Consider the following 16,369-nt stretch of genomic DNA (forward strand, 5'->3'; position numbering starts at 1 on the left):
CGCCTCGACGAGTCCATCACGCTCGGCGAGAAGATCGACCGGACGACGGCGAACCTCGCCGCCTTCCTCCACCAGATCGTCGGACCGGCCACAGTGGGGAGCCACTGAGGCTTCACTGTCGACGGACGCCGCCCGCCAGCCCCAGCCAGGCGGCCAGCGCGGACAGTTCGGCGTCCACCGCGGCCGTCAGCCCGGAGGTGAACGGCACGTCCTGGTGGACCGCGTCGACCCGCAGCACCGACGCCTTCCGGTCGGCGGTGGCGTCCACCTTGCCCACCAGCCGGTCGTGGTGCAGCACGGGCAGGGCGAAGTAGCCCCAGCGCCGTTGCGCCCGGGGCACGTACATCTCCAGCCGGTAGTCGAAGCCGAAGAGCTCCAGGGCGCGCTTGCGGTCGTGCACGAGCCGGTCGAACGGGGAGAGCAGGGCGGTGCGCCCGGTGAAGGGCGCGCCGTCGAGCGCCGCCGGATCGACCCGCCATTGGCCCGACGTACCCTCGATCTCGGCCGCCTCGCCGGCCTCGCCGACCAGCAGGGGCCGGGCGACGCCGAGCGAGCGGAGCAGCCGCTCGTCGCGGAGGCGGCGGGCCTCCTCGGCGGGGACCGCCGGCGTCCCGGCCGGGTAGACCCGCTCGGCGAGATCCCACGTGCGTTGCCGGCCGATCCGGCCGGCGACGGCGATCTCGCCGCGCGCGGCGAGGAACTCCAGCATCTGGGTGACGTTGCGGTTGTTCGTCCAGCCGGTCGACGGCCAGGGCACCACGCTGCGGTCCTCCACGTCCCGGCTGAGCAGCGGGCCGGCGTCACGCAGGAGGTCCAGCACGTACCGGCGGAAGGTGTCGTTGGCGGCCAGCCACTCGCGGCGCCGGCTCTCCGCGGGCCAGGCCGCCATGTCGGCGAGGTGCAGCCGCAGGTCGGTCATCGGCCGCACCATGGCCCGGTGCTCGAACAGGCTGCGGTCCCGCTCCAGCGCCCGGGTCAGGTCGCTCGGCCGGTAGCCGGCGCCCAACCGGGTCCAGGCGACCAGGTCGGCGTTGGGGGCGACCGCGGCGGTCGGGTCGATCTGGAGGAACGTCAACCGGTCCACCACCGCCAGCAGGTCGGTCGGGCGGTGCGCGTCGAGGAGTTGGGCGCGGACGGCGACGCGGCGGGCGGTGGCGCGGTCGAGCCGGTGCGGGGCCATGCGGGCGAGGTTAGCCCGGGCGATCGGACCCCGCACCCTATGTAGATTTCCGATACAGTGCGGCCATGCGGTTGACGATCCCGGTGGCGAAGGTGCTCTCCGCGCTCCTCGCCGACCCCGAGGCCCCGCGCTACGGGCTCGACCTCATGAAGCTCACCGGCCTGCCCAGCGGCACCCTCTATCCGGTCCTGCACCGGCTCCGGGCGGCCGGTTGGCTCGCCGCCGACTGGGAGGACATCGACCCGGTCGCCGCCGGCCGGCCCGCCCGCCGCTACTACCGGCTCACCGGCGACGGGGTGCGAGCCGCCCGGCTGGCGCTCGCCGAGTTGCGCGCCCTCGCCCCGCCGGGCGGGACGTCACGGGCCGGGGCCGACCCGACGGGAGCCCCGGCGTGGTGACCCGGCGGCTGGCCGGCTCCCTGCTGCGGGCGGCGGTGCGGCGCTGGCCTGCCGAGCTGCGCGACGACCTGGTCCGGGAGTGGGACGCCGAGCTGCACGTCCTGGCCGGGCGCGGGGAGCGGTGGCGGATGCTGCGCTTCGCGGCCAGCCTGGCCACCAGCCGGGCCGGTGCGCCGGTGGTCGACCGGCCCGTGCTGCACCGGCGGCTGCGGCGTACCGCCGGGGTGCTGCTGCTCGCCCCGCCGGCCTGCGTCGCGGTCGTCGTGGTCACCGCCGTGGTGATGAGCCTGGCGATCCGGGCGCTCGAACTCCACGTGGAGTGGGCGACCCCGATGCAGCTGCCACTCTGGTCCGGCCTCACCGCCGGGCTGGGCACGCTGCTCGCCCTCGTCGTGGCCCGGGCCGCGCGGCGGACCGTACGCACCGGACCGCTGGCCACCGCGCTCGGCGTCGTGCTGCCGATCGGGCTGACCGTCACGGTGCTGCTCGCCGCGCTCGCCGGCCGGGGCGAGCGGGGCCTGCCGGGCGCCGCTCCCGGGCTGCTGCTCTGGCTCGCCCTGCTGGTGCCGGCCCTCTGGGGCGCGGGGCTCCTGGCCCACCGGGGCCGGACCCGGCTGGCCTGGGCCGTCGGGGTGCTCGGCGCGCTGGTCGCGGCCGACGCCGCGGTCGTCCTGGCGGTGGTCTCCGCCATCCCGGCGACCCCCGTCGGGCCGGTCGGCGAGGGCCTCCCCCCGGACACCGTGGACCGGATCTCCGCCCCGCTCTGGCTGCTCAACTGCTGGACCGACTCGTCGCTCGGGCTGCCCCGCCCCACCGCCTGGGAACGGTTCCTCATCACCGACCGGGTGCTCGTCGAGCCCGTCTTCTATCTGGCCTGCACCCCGTACGCGGTGGCCTACGCCGTCGCGGCGGCCCGGCCGGCGCCGGCCGCCGAGCCCGTGCCGGCGCCCGTCCCGTCACCCGCCTGACCCGCCGGTACGGCGGCCGGCCGGGTTGCGGCATCAGCCTGCCCAGGCCACGATCCGGCCGGCCCGCTCGTAGTGCCGCGCCAGCTCCGCGTCGATCCGCTCGGCCCGGGCTTCGGTGAGCACCACGGCGGGGTCCTGCCAGGACCGCGCACCGAGCATCCGGTGGCGCAGCCCCGCCGGAGGATGCGTGGCGAACAGCGACGTCTCCTCCCGGACGGAGAGCTGCCGCAGCAGCGGCAGCCGGTCGGCCGCGGCGGCCACCGACCGGGCCGTCCCGGCCCGCCAGGCCGCCGGCCCGTGTCCACCCCGGCTCGCCTGGCGCACCACCAGCGCCACCGACTCGGTGTTGAGCATGACGTCGAGCAGGCGCGTCGCGCCCGCCGTGCCGGCCGCCCGGGCGGACATCTCGTCGGCCAGGTACTCGGCCCGCTGGGTGCTGTGCAGCGCGGTGGCGGCCAGCGCCAGGTGACCGACGAAGAGGATCCGGGACAGCGTCCAGGACACCATCCGACCCAGCCACTCGCCGATCAGCGCCACCAGCCCCGCCCCGTGCGTGCCGGGCACCGGGCGGAACAGGTCGGCGGCGGTGCCGAGCATGGTCAGCGCCGGCTGGGTCAGCGGCCCGCGCCGCACGTCGCCGTTGACGAAGTGGCCGAGCTCGTGACCGAGCAACGCGACCCGTGCCGGCCCGTCCAGCGCGCCCCACAGCGGCAGCCCGAGGCAGAGCAGCCGTCGCCGGCGCAGCCCCACGGCGGTCGCGTACGCGTTCAGGTCGGCGTCGACGGCCAGCACGTGCGGCACCGGCGCGCCGATCCGCCCCGCCACCTCCTCGACCAGCGCGTGCAGTTCGGGCGCCTCCGCCCGGGTGAGCACCTCCACGTCCGACGGGACGCGGCCGAAGCGGGGTCGCAGCGCCACCGCCAACCCGATCAGCGCCAGCCCGACCACGATCGCGAGGTTCGGGAACGGGTACGCGAACAGCAGCCACACCCCGGTAACCGCCAGGGCCAGCACCCCGACCAGGAGCAGCAGCGAGACGCCGACGGTCAGCGCCCGGGCGAGACTCCACCCGGTCGACTGCAACGGCCGGCCGACCAGCGTGGCGTACTGCCGGCGGGTCAGCCGGGAGGCCAGCCGGTACGTCCGCCGGTCGATCCAGGACCAGCCCAGCTCGGGCTCCTGGCGCGCGCGGTCGTAGCCGTCGAGGTTCCACTCGCAACCGGCGCACCAGGGCAGCGCCTCGCGGATCGACACGGTCGCCGCGCCACAGTCCGGACACGCCCCCGTGCCGGTCAACTCAGTGATCACGAGCGGTGATCCTGTCGGGAACCGGACCGCCCTGGTACCAGCCGTTCGGGGGAGGTGCGCGGTCAGCCGGGGCAGCGCAGCCGTTCCAGCGGGGCGGGCGTGGACACCCGGCGCACCATCAGGGCGAAGCAGGCGGCGGCGTCGGCCCGCTGCCAGCCGAACACCGACGCGGCGGTCTTCGCCACGCGTACCCGGAAGACAAGCCGGACCTCGGCGGCGCCCGCCGTCACCGTGAGGACCTCGACGTCGTCCACGGTGCCGGCGGCCCGCCGCAGGTCCGCCTCCCGCGCCGACGGCTCGGCCAGCAGGACGGTCCGGGCGCGTTGGGCCGTGGCCGTCACCTCCCGGTCGGCCCGGTGTTCCAGCCGCTGCTGCGACCGGTCCCGCAGCATCGGCACCCCCAGCGCGAGACCGACCGCCACGAGGGCCGCCAGCGCCGTGCCGGCCAGCAGACCGCGTCGCCGGCGCGCCCACCGTCCTCCCCCGAAGCGCACCCCGGGATTGTGCGCCACCGACCCGGTGGCCGGCTGCCCCGTCTTCCGCCGTTCCGGCCCGGAACCGCCCTGACCAGGTCTACTGTGGAGGACATCGGCGACTATTTACGGCGTTCCGGTGGCGGCCGGGCGGTTCGCGGTGCACAGTGATCGCATGAGCGACGACGGAAGTGGTGGTGGGCACTACTACTGGTGCACCCGACACCACCGGGTCGAGACCGATGCCGACGTGTGCCCCGCGAAGCACGTTCTCGGACCGTACGCCTCAGCCGCCGACGCGGAGAACGCCCTGCAGCAGGTGCGGGAGCGCAACGAAGCGTGGGACGCCGAGGACGCCCGTTGGGCCGGGGAGGGCAGGTAGACGGCGCGGGACGGCCCGCGTCGAGGTGATCCGTGCTCCGCGAGGGCGAGAGCACGTCCCCAGGAAAGGGAACCGAGATGGCCGAAGCACAGCAGGCCACCCGCCCGGCCGCGAAACGGACGACCGCCAAGAAGACCACCGCCGGCCGGACGGCGACGGTCACCAAGGCCTCCCCGAACGCCTCGGGTGCCGGCGCCGGCCGGGTGCCGGCGAAGACGGGGGTCGCGCGGAAGGCCGCCGCCAAGAAGGTCGTGTCGGCCGCCCGTAAGGCGCCGGCGAAGGCCCCGGCCACGAAGACCACGGCCAAGAAGGCGCCCGCCACGAAGGCCACCACCAAGAAGACCACCGCCGCCGCGAAGAAGACCACGGCCGCCAAGAAGACCACCGCCGCCACGAAGACGACGGCGAAGAAGGCCCCCGCCAGGAAGACCACCACCGCCGCGACGAAGGCCCCGGCCAGGAAGACCACCACGGCCGCGGCGAAGAAGACCACGGCCGCCAAGAAGGCGCCGGCACGGAAGACCACCACGGCGGCGGCGGCGAAGAAGACGACGGCCGCGAAGACGGCACCGGCCAAGAAGGCACCGGCGAAGAAGGCTCCGGCGGCGAAGAAGGCACCGGCGAAGAAGGCTCCGGCGGCGAAGAAGGCACCGGCGAAGAAGGCTCCGGCCGCGAAGAAGGCACCGGCGGCGAAGAAGGCTCCGGCGAAGAAGACCACCGCCGCCCGCAAGGTCACCTCCACCGGGAAGAAGGCCACCGCCGCGGTGAAGAAGACCGGCGCGGCGGCGAAGAAGGCCCCCGCCAAGAAGGCGACGGCGGCGAAGAAGGCCCCGGCGAAGAAGACCACCGCCGCCAAGGCCACCGCCACCCGACCGAGCGGCGGCGCCCGCAAGGCGGCGGCGAAGAAGGCGCCGGCCAGGAAGGCCACCGGCACCTCGTCCGTCACGACACGCAAGTCGGCGGGTCGTAAGGCCACCTCCGCGGCGTCGTCGGTCGGCCCCGTCGAGGCCCGGACGAGCACCTCGACGGGCACCCACAAGCGGCTCACCGCCGCCCGGAAGCCGGCCGGCACCCGGGTCGTGGCCGGTCGGTCCACGGCCAAGCCGGGCGGCACCCGGCGGACCGCCGGCTGACATCGGGGTTCCGCTGACCGGCGCCCGGCCGGCGGCAACTCCGGCCCGGCGCGGCGGACGCCGCGCCGCGACCCGGACCACCGGCGGCCGGTGAGCGGATCACGCGGGGCGCTGTCAGGATTGACCCCGTGGTGATCCGACGCGTACTGGCGCCCCGCATCGACTTCGGCGCGCTGCGCCGCGAGCTGGGACTTTCCGAAGACTTCCCGGCCGCGGCGCAGCGCGAGGCCGACGCGGCCGCCGCCGCGCCGCTGCCGGCCGTCGCCGACCGGACCGACGTCCCGTTCGTCACCGTCGACCCGGCGACCTCGCGCGACCTCGACCAGGCCATGCACCTCGCCCGCCGGCCCGGTGGCGGCTACCGCGTCCGGTACGCGATCGCCGACGTCTTCACCCACGTCCGCCCCGGCGGGGCACTGGAGGAGGAGACCTGGCGGCGCGGGCAGACCGTCTACCTGCCCGACGGGAACGTGCCGCTGCATCCGCACACGCTCAGCGAGGGGGCGGCCAGCCTGCTGCCCGACGCCGACCGGGCGGCCGTGCTCTGGACCATCGACCTCGATGGCGACGGCGGCACGGTCGCCGTCACGCTGGAGCGGGCCCGGGTGCGCAGCCGGGCCAAGCTCGACTACTCCGGGGTGCAGCGCGACGCCGACGCCGGCCGGCTGCCCGAGCCGATCGCCCTGCTGCCCGAGATCGGCGGCCTGCTCACCGCCCGTGGGCTGCGCCGGGGCGCGATCAACCTGCCGCTGCCCGAGCAGGACGTCGAGCCGGACGGCGACGGCTGGCGGCTGGTGCTGCGCGGGCCCGGCCCGATGGAGGAGCACAACGCCCAGATCTCCCTGCTGACCGGGATGGCCGCCGCCGACATCATGCTGGCCGGCCGGATCGGCCTGCTGCGCACGATGCCGCCGCCCCGGCCGGAGGCGGTCGACCGGCTGCGGCTGGCCGCCGGGCCGCTCGGCGTGCCGTGGCCGGCCGGCGCCCCGGTCGGCGCGGTGCTCGCCGGGCTGGACGCCTCGCAGCCCCGGGCGGCAGCCTTCGTGGACCAGGCCGCCGAGTTGATGCGCGGGGCCGCGTACACGGCGTTCGACGGCGACCGGCCGGAGCAGCCGGAGCACGGCGGGGTGGCTGCCGCGTACGCCCACGTGACGGCGCCGCTGCGCCGGCTCGCCGACCGGTACGCCACCGAGGTCTGCCTGGCCCTGCACGAGGGCCGGGAGGTGCCCGAGCACGTCCGGGCCGCGCTGCCGAAGCTGCCCGAGGTGATGGCGACGACCGACCGGACCGCGTCCGCGGCCACCCGGGGCGCGGTGGAACTGGCCGAGGCGGTGCTGCTGGCGCACCGGGTGGGGGAGACCTTCGAGGCGGCGGTGCTCGACGTGGACGAGCCGCGGCCGGCGGCCAACGGCCGCCCGGGGCGCCCGCCCGGCGGCACCGTCGCGCTGGACGAGCCGCCGGTCCGCGCCCGCTGCACCGGTGAACTCCCGCTCGGGGAGCGCGTCCGGGTCCGCCTGACCGTCGCCGACCCGGCGCAGCGCAAGGTCGCCTTCGAGAAGGCGTGAGGCCGGCCGGCGCGGGGATTCTCACAGCGCCCGGCCGCGCTGCCGTGCGGTGACCTTTGCGAGGATGACCCGTATGGCTTACGACGCGACCACGCTGCCCGACGTCTCCGGGCTGACCGTCGGCATCATCGGTGGCACCGGGGACCAGGGGCGGGGTCTCGCCTACCGGTTCGCCCGGGCCGGGCAGACCGTGCTGATCGGCTCCCGCGCCGCCGACCGGGCCGCCCAGGCCGCCGCCGAGATCGCCGCCCTGCCCGGCGTGCCGGCCGGCGCCACCGTCGCCGGCGCGGACAACGACGAGGTCGCCCGCCGCAGCGACGTGGTGATCATCGCGGTGCCGTGGGACGGGCACGCCGCCATCGTCGCGGCGCTGGCCGGCCCGCTCGCCGGCAAGATCGTCATCGACTGCGTCAACCCGCTCGGGTTCGACAAGCAGGGCCCGTACGCGCTGACCGTCGCCGAGGGCAGCGCCGTGCAGCAGGCCGCCGGGCTGCTGCCCGACTCCCGGGTGTGCGCCGCGTTCAACCACGTCAGCGCGCCCCTGCTCGCCGACCCGGAGGTCGACCGGATCGACCTGGACGTGCTGATCTGCACCGAGGACCGGGAGCTGGTCGGGGTGGTCGCCGCGCTCGCCGCCCGGATCCCCGGGATGCGGGGCATCTACGCCGGCCGGCTGCGCAACGCCCACCAGATCGAGGCGTTCACCGCCAACCTGATCGCCATCAACAAGCGCTACAAGGCGCACGCCGGTATCCGCGTCACCGACCTGTGACGTCGCACCCGTGCGGCACCATCGCCGCATGGAATGGCAACTGGTGATCGACTGTCGGGAGCCGTCACGGCTCGTCGCGTTCTGGGCGGAGGCGCTGCGCTACCGGCCGCAGGCGCCGCCCGACGGCCAGCCGACCTGGCGGGACTGGTATCTCTCGGTCGGCATCCCGGCCGAGGAACTCGGCGAGGGCGACTGCCTCGACCGCCTGGAGGACCCGACCGGCGCCGGCCCGCGGATCTGGTTCCAGCCGGTTCCCGAGCCGAAGGCGGTCAAGAATCGGCTGCACATCGACCTGAAGGTCGGTGGCGGGCGGTCGGTGCCGCTGGCCGAGCGGCGGTCCCGGGTCGACGCCGAGGTGGCCCGGCTGACCGCCCTGGGCGCGCGGGTGCTCGGCGGGATGGACGACCCCGACGACGGCTACTACTCGGTGCAGCTGGCCGACCCGGAGGACAACGAGTTCTGCGTGGTCTGACCGGCCGGGCGGCGCGGCCCGGGAGCCGCGCCGCCCGGCGTACGGGTCAGAAGGTGTGTTCGGCGGCCGGGAACTCGCCGCCGCGCACCTCCTCGGCGAACCGGCGGGTGGCGTCGGTCAGGGCGCCGGCCAGGTCGGCGTAGCGCTTGACGAAGCGCGGGGCCCTGCCGGTGCGCAGCCCGGCCATGTCCTGCCAGACCAGCACCTGCCCGTCGGTGTCCGGGCCGGCGCCGATGCCCACCGTGGGGATGCGCAGCTCGGCGGTGATCCGCTTGGCCACCTCGCCGGGCACCATCTCCAGCACCACCGCGAAGGCGCCCGCCTCGGCCACCGCCCGGGCGTCGGCGATCACCTCCTCGGCGGTGTCGCCCCGGCCCTGCACCCGGTAGCCGCCCAGGGTGTGCTCGCTCTGCGGGGTGAAGCCGATGTGGGCCATCACCGGGATGCCCGCCCCGACGATCGCCTCGATCTGGGCGGCGCAGCGGCGGCCGCCCTCCAGCTTCACCGCGTGGCAGCCGCCCTCCTTCATGAACCGCACCGCGGTCCGCAGCGCCTGCGTCGGCCCCTCCTCGTAGGAGCCGAAGGGCAGGTCACCGACGATCAGCGCCTGCCGGGTCGCCCGGACGACCGCGCGGACCAGGGGCAGCAGCTCCTCGGCGGTCACCGGCAGGGTGGTCTCGTAGCCGAACACGTTGTTCGCCGCCGAGTCGCCGACCAGCAGCACCGGGATCCCCGCCTGGTCGAAGATCGAGGCGGTGTACTGGTCGTACGAGGTGAGCATCGCCCAGCGCTCGCCGCGCTCCTTGGCGGCGATCAGGTCGCGGGTGCGGACCCGCCGGGTGGCCGGCCCGCCGTAGAGGGCGGTCACCTCGGTCGGGGTGGACTCCACCATGACTCTCTCCTTCCTCGAGGCCGCCTTCGCGGTCCCCGGGTTCCGCCGCGATCGTCGCACCGGGACACCGGCCGGGGGCAGGGCGGAGTGGAGGATTTCACTTCCACCGGGGAGCGGGTCAGCCGTCCTCGCGCCAGCGGTTGGTGATCGGCAGCCGCCGGTCCCGGCCGAACGCCTTCATCGAGATCTTGGTGCCGGGGGCGGACTGCCGGCGCTTGTACTCGGCGGTATCCACCATCCGCAGCACCCGGTCCACGATCGCCGGGTCGTGACCCGACGCGACCAGGCCGTCCCGACCCAGGTCGCCGTCGACGTAGCCGATCAGGATCGGGTCGAGCACGTCGTATTCCGGGAGGCTGTCGCTGTCGAGCTGGCCGGGGCTCAGCTCGGCCGACGGCGGCTTGCCGATCGAACTCTCCGGGATGGGCGGCGTCTCGCCGCGCCGCTCGGCGTCGGCGTTGCGCCACTTCGCCAGCCGCCAGATCAGCGTCTTCCAGACGTCCTTGACCGGGTTGTAGCCGCCCACCGAGTCGCCGTACAGGGTGGAGTAGCCGACCGCCAGCTCGCTCTTGTTGCCGGTGGTGAGGACCAGGTGGCCCTCCTGGTTCGACAGCGCCATGAGGATCACGCCGCGGACCCGGGCCTGGAGGTTCTCCACGGTCACCCCGGAGAGCGACATGTTGGCCAGGAAGGTGTCCACCATGGGCTGGATCGGCTCGATCCGGAAGTGGAGGCCGGTGCGCTTCGCCAGCTCCTCGGCGTCGACCCGGGAGTGCTCGGAGGAGTGCTGGCTGGGCAGCGACACCCCGACCACCCGGTCCGGGCCGAGCGCGTCGACGGCCAGCGCCGCCGACACCGCCGAGTCGATGCCGCCGGAGAGGCCGAGCACCACCGAGGGGAACCGGTTCTTGTCGACGTAGTCGCGCAGGCCCAGCACCAGCGCCTGCCAGACCTCCGCCTCGTCGGCGACCGGCTCGATGATCCCGCCGACCGCGACCCCGCCCACGGGAGCCGGCGGCAGGACGTCGCTGACCTTGGCCCGGACGATCCGCATCTCGTCGGCCCGCTCCTCGCCGTCGATCGGCTCCCGGGCCGGCGGCAGCTCCACGTCGTGCACCAGCAGGTGCTCGACGAACTGGGGCGCCCGGGCGAGCAGCGTGCCGTTCGCGTCGACGATCATCGAGTCGCCGTCGTAGACCAGCTCGTCCTGGCCGCCGACCATGTTCACGTACGCGATGGCGGCGCCCGCCTCGGCCGCCCGGCGGCGGACCAGCGGCAGCCGGATGTCGTCCTTGTTCAGCTCGTAGGGCGAGCCGTTGATGTTGAGCACCAGGCCGACGCCCGCGTGGCGGGCCACCGCGAACGGACCGCCGGCCTGCCAGAGGTCCTCGCAGATGGTCAGCGCGACGTCGACCCCGCCGATCCGGACCACTGTCAACGTGTCGCCCGGGACGAAGTAGCGGTCCTCGTCGAAGACGCCGTAGTTGGGCAGGTGGTGCTTGAAGTAGATGGCCACCACCGCCCCGCCGTGCAGCAGCGCGGCGGCGTTGCGGGCCCCCCGGCCCGGCTCGGCGTCGGCGCTGACCTGCGGCGGGCCGTCCGCGTCCAGGTAGCCCACCAGGACCGGCAGGTCGCCCAGGCCGTCGGCGGCCAGGTCGGCGGCGAGCCGGTGCAGCGCGGCCCGCGAGGCGGCGACGAAGGACCGGCGGAAGACCAGGTCCTCGACCGGGTAGCCGGTCAGCATCAGCTCCGGGAAGAGGGCGAGCTGGGCGCCGGCGTCGGCGGCCTTGCGGGCCCAGGCGCGGACCAGACCGGCGTTGCCGGCGATGTCGCCGACCGTCGGGTCGACCTGGCACAGGGCGAGACGCAGGGTGGGCATGCCCTCATCTTGCCTCAGCCGAAGGGGCCGAATCCGGCCGGACGGGGGAGACACCGGCACCGCCGCCCGGCCGTCTCCCCGGGCGGGACACGGCAGGACGACGCGGTGGGTGGGGGCGTAACGTCGGCGTAACGAGCCCGGTGGAGACTGGGCGGTCAGGCCGGGCCGGCCCGACCGGTGCGGACGTACGTGTCACGAGGGGTGGAAGTGGACCGTCAGCAGGAGTTCGTCCTCCGTACGCTGGAAGAGCGGGACATCCGGTTCGTCCGGCTGTGGTTCACCGACGTGCTCGGCACGCTCAAGAGCGTGTCGGTGGCTCCGGCGGAGCTGGAGGCGGCCTTCGAGGAGGGCATCGGCTTCGACGGCTCGGCCATCGAGGGCTTCGCCCGGGTCTTCGAGTCGGACATGGTGGCCATGCCCGACCCGACCACCTTCCAGGTCTTCCCGTTCGAGGGCGGGGTCAGCGGCGAGAGCGCCCGGATGTTCTGCGACATCCTGCTCCCCGACGGCAGCCCGTCCTGGGCCGACCCGCGGCACGTGCTGCGCCGGGCGCTGTCCCGGGCGGCCGAGAAGGGCTTCACCTTCTACACCCACCCGGAGATCGAGTTCTTCCTGCTGGAGAACGGCCCGCAGGACGGCTCGGTGCCGACCCCGGTGGACACCGGCGGCTACTTCGAGCACACCACCCACGCGGTGGCCCGCGACTTCCGCCGGCAGGCGGTGCTGGCGCTGGAGCGGATCGGCATCTCGGTGGAGTTCAGTCACCACGAGGTGGCCCCCGGCCAGCAGGAGATCGACCTGCGCTACGCCGACGCGCTGACCACCGCCGACAACATCATGACCTTCCGGCACGTGGTGAAGGAGGTCGCGCTCTCCACCGGCGTGCAGGCCAGCTTCATGCCGAAGCCCTTCACCGACCAGCCGGGCAGCGGCATGCACACCCACCTGTCGCTGTTCGAGGGGGAGCGCAACGCGTTCCACGACGCGGGCGACCCGATGAAGCTCTCCAAGGTGGCCAAGTCGTTCATCGCCGGGCTGCTCACCCACGCCCGGGAGTACACCGCCGTCACCAACCAGTGGGTCAACTCCTACAAGCGGCTCTTCCCGCAGGCGCTGCCGGACCGCATCACCGAGAGCCCGGCGTACGTCTGCTGGGGTCACCTGAACCGGTCCGCGCTGGTCCGGGTGCCCGCCTACGGCAAGCCCAACTCGGCCCGGGTCGAGGTCCGTTCGCTGGACTCGGCGACCAACCCCTACCTGGCCTTCGCGGTCATGCTCGGCGCGGGCCTCAAGGGCATCGAGGAGGGCTACGAGCTGCCGCCGGGCGCCGAGGACGACGTCTGGTCGCTGAGCAGCGCCGAGCGCCGCGCCATGGGCTACGAGGCGCTGCCGGAGAACCTGGCCGAGGCGATCGACGTGATGGCCGGCTCCGAGCTGGTCGCCGAGGTGCTCGGCGAGCACGTCTTCGACTTCTTCCTGCGCAACAAGCGGGCCGAGTGGGAGCAGTATCGCCGCGAGGTCACCCCCTACGAGCGGCAGCGTTACCTGTCGCTCTAGATCACGGTGGTGCGGTGCCGCTATCGTCTGCGGCACCGCCCCGGCAGCCGCGTCGGGCGGGCGAGGCCGGGGAGGGCGTTCGGTGCTGGGAGACCTGCTCAACGGGGCGTGGCAGAGCATCGTGTTCGGGGTCGTCGGGGTCGCTCTGATGGCCGCCGGCTTCCTGCTGGTCGACCTGCTCACTCCCGGGAAGCTGCGCGAGCTGATCTGGGTGCGCCGCAACGGCAACGCGGCGCTGCTGCTCGCCGCCAACCAGCTCGGCATCGCCGGCATCGTCTTCACCGCGATCCTCACCAGCTACAGCTCCTTCGGCAAGGGGCTCGCCTCCACGGTGATCTTCGGCCTGGTCGGCCTGCTCGTGATGGCGCTGGCCTTCTTCGTGCTGGACCTGCTCACCCCCGGCAAGCTCGGCGAGATCATCTGCGCCGACGAGCCGCACCCGGCCGCCCGGGTCAGCGCGGCCACCCACTTCGGCGTCGCGCTGATCGTCTGCGCCTGCATCGCCTGACGCCTGTCGTACCCGGGGCATAGCCTCCGGGCGTGAACCGCACCGACCGTCTCTACGCGCTGGTGGAGGAGCTGCGGGCGGTCTCGCCGCGGCCGCGCAGTGCCCGCTGGCTGGCCGGGCGCTTCGAGGTCAGCACCCGCACCATCGAGCGCGACATCACCGCGTTGCAGGGCGCCGGGGTGCCGATCTGGGCCGAGCCGGGCCGCACCGGTGGCTATGTGGTCGACCGGGCGCGCACCCTGCCCCCGGTCAACCTGACCCCGGGCGAGGCGGTGGCCATGGCCGTCGCGCTGCACCGGCTGGGCGGCACGCCGTTCGCCCCGGCCGCCGGCGCGGCGCTGCGCAAGCTGGTCGCGGTGATGCCGCCCGCCGACGCCGCCGAGGCGCACCGGCTGGCCGGCCGGGTGCACCTCATCGGCGGCGGGCCGGCCACGCCCGTCCCGGCCGCCGTCGCCGACGCGGTCGCCGCCCGTCGCGTGCTCCGCCTGACGTACGCGGACCGCGCCGGCGCGGTCTCGGCGCGCGACGTGGAGCCCCTGGCCTACCTGGGCAACCAGACGCACTGGTACCTGGTCGCCTGGTGCCGGCTGCGCGACGGCCTGCGCTGCTTCCGCACCGACCGGATCGACTCGGTGCGTCCGCTGGCCGAGCCGGTGACCCGGGAGCTGCGCCCCGAGGACCTGGACATCCCCGCCGGGCGGGTCCGTCCACTGAGTCTGGTCTGACACCCGACAGCATCCGGCGGATGCGGGATCCGGACAGGTCCGGCCGTGCCTGGGGGAGGAGCGCGGGTGTCCGAGACCGGCGTCGGGACCTCGCCCGTCGGCTGCGCCCGCTGGTGATGAACGAAGCCGAACTGCCCGAGAAACTCCGACAGGACGGTGTCGCGGAGAGCGCCGAGGCTGACTCCTGACGCCGGCCGACCGGCCGGCGCGAGCCACAGGAGGAAGCATGTCCAGCACGCCCGTCACCTGGTTCGAGATCGGCTCCGACCGCCCGGAGGAGGTCGAGCGCTTCTACGCCGACCTGTTCGGCTGGACCTTCGAGGAGCAGGGCGGCCCGGGAGCGTCGTACCGGCAGACGGCGGCCGGCGGGGAGCGGGGGATCGGCGGCGCCATCCGGGCCACCAACGGCGACTCCCCGAACTACGCGATCTTCTACGCCGAGGTCGCCGACGTGGCGGGGACCTGCCGGCGGGCCGAGGCGGCCGGGGGCAAGGTCCTGGTGCCGCTGCGGACCACGCCGAGTGGGCTGACCTTCGCCCACCTGCTCGACCCGTCGGGCAACCACATCGGCGTCTTCACCCCGCCCGCCGAGGGGTGAGCGCTCCGGGTGCGTCCGACGCCGCCCGAGCGGCAGGACGCACCCGGCCCAAGGGCGGAACGGGCGGGCGTCCGCCCCGGCAGCGCCGCCGGAGCGGACGCCCGCCCACGTGGTCAGTGGGTGGCCCCGCCGGGGAGCGGGCTCCGGCCGGGAGGGAGGTGCGGCCGGTGAGGAGACGGCGGAGCCACCCGGGTCAGTTGCCGGCCCGGTCGGACCAGCCGCGGTGGCCGTGACCGCCCGGGCCCGGGAAGACGCCGGCCTCGGCGGCCTTCAGCACCGCGTCGGCCTGCTCCTGGGTGAGCTTGCCGTCCTTGACGGCCTGGTCCAGCCGCTCCTTCAGCGCGGTCTGCCGGTCCTCGGTCGACGGCCGCTCGGGCCGGTCGGCCTGGCGCTGCTCGCGCAGCTTCTCCAGCGCCGCGGTGACCTTGTCGGTGGGGACGCCCAGTTCCTTGGCGAGCGCCTCGGCGAACTCGGCCTGCCGGTCGGCGCGCTGCTGCTGCCGGTCGGTGCCCTGGTCGGTGCTGGCGCTCGGGGCCGGGCTCGGGCTCTTGTCGTCGGCGAGCGCCACCGTCGGGGCGGCGATCCCGACGCCGAGCACGCCGGCGGCGGCCAGGCCGGCCAGCAGGTGCTTCCTCGACATCCTGCGGATCATGCGATTCTCCTGTTCGGTGGTGGTGCGATGACATCACCGACAGTGACCGTCGGAGCTGGGCGCAACCCGTGGCGAACCTGTCAGCGCGCTGGCAATCGCGTCCGGGAACCGGGACAAAGCAGTTGCGACGGGCTGCGGGGGCCGCGAGGGTGGGCCGGTCACCGACGGAAGGCGAAGCCGCATGACGAACCCCTCCATCCGGGAGATCCAGCTGCCGGACCCGCGCTCCGGCCCGTACGGGATCATCGCCGGCCCGGACGGCGCGCTCTGGCTGACGCTGGCCGGGACGGGTGGCGTCGCCCGGGTCGGGCCGGACGCCGAGGTGCGCACCTACCTCGTGGACCCGGCGGAGAGCCGGCCGCTGATCATCACCGGCGGTCCGGACGGCGCGCTCTGGTACACCCGCTCCGGCGACCACCGGCTGGGCCGGATCACCGTCCACGGGGAGACCAGCTCCGTCGCGCTCCCGCCGGGGACCGCGCCGTGCGGCCTCGCCGTCGGCCCGGACGACGCGCTCTGGTACGCCGGCATGGGCGACGACACCGTCGGCCGGGTCACCCTCGACGGGGCGGTCACCACCTTCCCGCTGCCGGTCGCCAAGGGCTTCCCGTCGATGCTGGCCGCCGGGCCGGACGGCGCGCTCTGGCTCACCCTCAACCAGGCCAACGCCATCGCCCGGGTCGCCCTGGACGGCCGGGTGACCCTGCACGCCCTGCCGACGGAGGCCGCCGGACCGGTGGGCATCACCCTGGGCGGCGACGGCGCGCTCTGGTTCGTCGAGATCCTCGCCGGCCAGCTCGGCCGGATCACCCCGGACGGCCGGATCGACGAGTTCCCGCTGCCGGACCGGGCGGCCCGCCCGCACGCGATCGTCGCCGACCCGGCCGGCGGCTGCTGGTTCACCGAG

The 16,369-nt window shown here is 74.8% G+C and carries 18 protein-coding genes; 12 read left to right on the forward strand and 6 right to left on the reverse strand.

The genetic code is table 11. The features are described 5' to 3' along the window. Nucleotides 1-112 precede the first annotated feature (112 nt). Nucleotides 113-1,180, reverse strand: a complete 1,068-nt coding sequence (locus ACW0Q9_RS20645) for a DNA glycosylase AlkZ-like family protein (protein WP_456183716.1) — start codon at nucleotides 1,178-1,180, stop codon at nucleotides 113-115. A gap of 65 nt (nucleotides 1,181-1,245) precedes the next feature. On the opposite strand from ACW0Q9_RS20645, the gene ACW0Q9_RS20650 reads away from it, so the two are divergent. Then, on the forward strand, nucleotides 1,246-1,578 hold the full coding sequence (locus ACW0Q9_RS20650) for a PadR family transcriptional regulator (protein WP_456183718.1): 333 nt from the start codon (nucleotides 1,246-1,248) through the stop codon (nucleotides 1,576-1,578). Next, nucleotides 1,572-2,546: a hypothetical protein gene (locus tag ACW0Q9_RS20655; RefSeq protein WP_456183720.1), complete on the forward strand. Its 975-nt coding sequence runs from the start codon at nucleotides 1,572-1,574 to the stop codon at nucleotides 2,544-2,546. The genes ACW0Q9_RS20650 and ACW0Q9_RS20655 overlap by 7 nt, the downstream gene beginning before the upstream one ends. A gap of 33 nt (nucleotides 2,547-2,579) precedes the next feature. Here the strand turns inward: ACW0Q9_RS20655 and ACW0Q9_RS20660 are convergent, their stop codons facing one another. Together ACW0Q9_RS20660 and ACW0Q9_RS20665 are read right to left on the reverse strand one after the other, a co-directional pair. Then, nucleotides 2,580-3,854: a M48 family metallopeptidase gene (locus ACW0Q9_RS20660; protein WP_456183722.1), complete on the reverse strand. Its 1,275-nt coding sequence runs from the start codon at nucleotides 3,852-3,854 to the stop codon at nucleotides 2,580-2,582. A 62-nt stretch (nucleotides 3,855-3,916) separates the two neighbouring features. Next, nucleotides 3,917-4,348 carry a hypothetical protein gene (locus tag ACW0Q9_RS20665; protein ID WP_456183724.1) on the reverse strand — a complete coding sequence of 144 codons (432 nt, stop codon included), beginning with the start codon at nucleotides 4,346-4,348 and terminating at the stop codon, nucleotides 3,917-3,919. Between the two features lie 154 nt (nucleotides 4,349-4,502). On the opposite strand from ACW0Q9_RS20665, the gene ACW0Q9_RS20670 reads away from it, so the two are divergent. From ACW0Q9_RS20670 to ACW0Q9_RS20690, 5 genes are all read left to right on the forward strand, one after another. Next, on the forward strand, nucleotides 4,503-4,709 hold the full coding sequence (locus ACW0Q9_RS20670) for a hypothetical protein (protein WP_456183725.1): 207 nt from the start codon (nucleotides 4,503-4,505) through the stop codon (nucleotides 4,707-4,709). Between the two features lie 77 nt (nucleotides 4,710-4,786). Beyond that, entirely contained in the window at nucleotides 4,787-5,842 is a 1,056-nt protein-coding gene (locus ACW0Q9_RS20675) for a hypothetical protein (RefSeq protein ID WP_456183727.1), read from the forward strand. A gap of 128 nt (nucleotides 5,843-5,970) precedes the next feature. Continuing rightward, entirely contained in the window at nucleotides 5,971-7,407 is a 1,437-nt protein-coding gene (locus ACW0Q9_RS20680; protein WP_456183729.1) for an RNB domain-containing ribonuclease, read from the forward strand. 73 nt (nucleotides 7,408-7,480) lie between these two features. Further along, entirely contained in the window at nucleotides 7,481-8,179 is a 699-nt protein-coding gene (gene npdG, locus ACW0Q9_RS20685) for an NADPH-dependent F420 reductase (protein ID WP_456183731.1), read from the forward strand. A gap of 28 nt (nucleotides 8,180-8,207) precedes the next feature. Beyond that, nucleotides 8,208-8,651 (forward strand): VOC family protein, encoded by a 444-nt coding sequence (locus ACW0Q9_RS20690; RefSeq protein WP_456183733.1) that lies wholly within the window; start codon nucleotides 8,208-8,210, stop codon nucleotides 8,649-8,651. Nucleotides 8,652-8,697: 46 nt separating this feature from the next. Here ACW0Q9_RS20690 and panB read toward each other — a convergent pair whose 3' ends face one another. Together panB and ACW0Q9_RS20700 are read right to left on the reverse strand one after the other, a co-directional pair. Beyond that, nucleotides 8,698-9,543, reverse strand: a complete 846-nt coding sequence (panB, locus tag ACW0Q9_RS20695; protein ID WP_189194988.1) for a 3-methyl-2-oxobutanoate hydroxymethyltransferase — start codon at nucleotides 9,541-9,543, stop codon at nucleotides 8,698-8,700. 118 nt (nucleotides 9,544-9,661) lie between these two features. Then, the gene (locus tag ACW0Q9_RS20700) at nucleotides 9,662-11,422 is read right to left on the reverse strand and encodes an NAD+ synthase (protein WP_456183735.1); all 1,761 of its coding nucleotides are present in this window, start codon (nucleotides 11,420-11,422) and stop codon (nucleotides 9,662-9,664) included. Between the two features lie 207 nt (nucleotides 11,423-11,629). Between ACW0Q9_RS20700 and glnA the strand changes: the two genes are divergently transcribed. The 4 genes from glnA (at nucleotide 11,630) to ACW0Q9_RS20720 (ending at nucleotide 14,810) form a co-directional block, all read left to right on the forward strand. After that, nucleotides 11,630-12,979, forward strand: coding sequence for a type I glutamate--ammonia ligase (gene glnA, locus ACW0Q9_RS20705; protein ID WP_456183736.1), 1,350 nt, complete (start codon nucleotides 11,630-11,632; stop codon nucleotides 12,977-12,979). Between the two features lie 82 nt (nucleotides 12,980-13,061). After that, a complete protein-coding gene (locus ACW0Q9_RS20710; protein WP_456183738.1) occupies nucleotides 13,062-13,487 on the forward strand; it encodes a DUF350 domain-containing protein in 426 nt (141 codons plus the stop codon). Between the two features lie 32 nt (nucleotides 13,488-13,519). Beyond that, nucleotides 13,520-14,212: a helix-turn-helix transcriptional regulator gene (locus tag ACW0Q9_RS20715; RefSeq protein ID WP_456183740.1), complete on the forward strand. Its 693-nt coding sequence runs from the start codon at nucleotides 13,520-13,522 to the stop codon at nucleotides 14,210-14,212. A gap of 226 nt (nucleotides 14,213-14,438) precedes the next feature. Next, on the forward strand, nucleotides 14,439-14,810 hold the full coding sequence (locus tag ACW0Q9_RS20720) for a VOC family protein (protein WP_456183742.1): 372 nt from the start codon (nucleotides 14,439-14,441) through the stop codon (nucleotides 14,808-14,810). Between the two features lie 193 nt (nucleotides 14,811-15,003). On the opposite strand, the gene ACW0Q9_RS20725 is transcribed toward ACW0Q9_RS20720, so the two are convergent. Beyond that, nucleotides 15,004-15,462, reverse strand: a complete 459-nt coding sequence (locus ACW0Q9_RS20725; protein ID WP_456183744.1) for a hypothetical protein — start codon at nucleotides 15,460-15,462, stop codon at nucleotides 15,004-15,006. 181 nt (nucleotides 15,463-15,643) lie between these two features. On the opposite strand from ACW0Q9_RS20725, the gene ACW0Q9_RS20730 reads away from it, so the two are divergent. Beyond that, a partial coding sequence (locus ACW0Q9_RS20730; protein ID WP_456183746.1) for a Vgb family protein occupies nucleotides 15,644-16,369 on the forward strand: 726 nt, incomplete at its 3' end.

The organism is Micromonospora sp. I033 (assembly GCF_053890995.1).

Coding starts and splice junctions, on each gene's coding strand:
- panB (WP_189194988.1), bottom strand. CDS start 9,543: ATGGTGGAGTCCACCCCGACCGAGGTGACCGCCCTCTACGGCGGGCCG.
- ACW0Q9_RS20675 (WP_456183727.1), top strand. CDS start 4,787: ATGGCCGAAGCACAGCAGGCCACCCGCCCGGCCGCGAAACGGACGACC.
- ACW0Q9_RS20645 (WP_456183716.1), bottom strand. CDS start 1,180: ATGGCCCCGCACCGGCTCGACCGCGCCACCGCCCGCCGCGTCGCCGTC.
- npdG (WP_456183731.1), top strand. CDS start 7,481: ATGGCTTACGACGCGACCACGCTGCCCGACGTCTCCGGGCTGACCGTC.
- ACW0Q9_RS20650 (WP_456183718.1), top strand. CDS start 1,246: ATGCGGTTGACGATCCCGGTGGCGAAGGTGCTCTCCGCGCTCCTCGCC.
- ACW0Q9_RS20725 (WP_456183744.1), bottom strand. CDS start 15,462: ATGATCCGCAGGATGTCGAGGAAGCACCTGCTGGCCGGCCTGGCCGCC.
- ACW0Q9_RS20700 (WP_456183735.1), bottom strand. CDS start 11,422: ATGCCCACCCTGCGTCTCGCCCTGTGCCAGGTCGACCCGACGGTCGGC.
- ACW0Q9_RS20670 (WP_456183725.1), top strand. CDS start 4,503: ATGAGCGACGACGGAAGTGGTGGTGGGCACTACTACTGGTGCACCCGA.
- ACW0Q9_RS20690 (WP_456183733.1), top strand. CDS start 8,208: ATGGAATGGCAACTGGTGATCGACTGTCGGGAGCCGTCACGGCTCGTC.
- ACW0Q9_RS20720 (WP_456183742.1), top strand. CDS start 14,439: ATGTCCAGCACGCCCGTCACCTGGTTCGAGATCGGCTCCGACCGCCCG.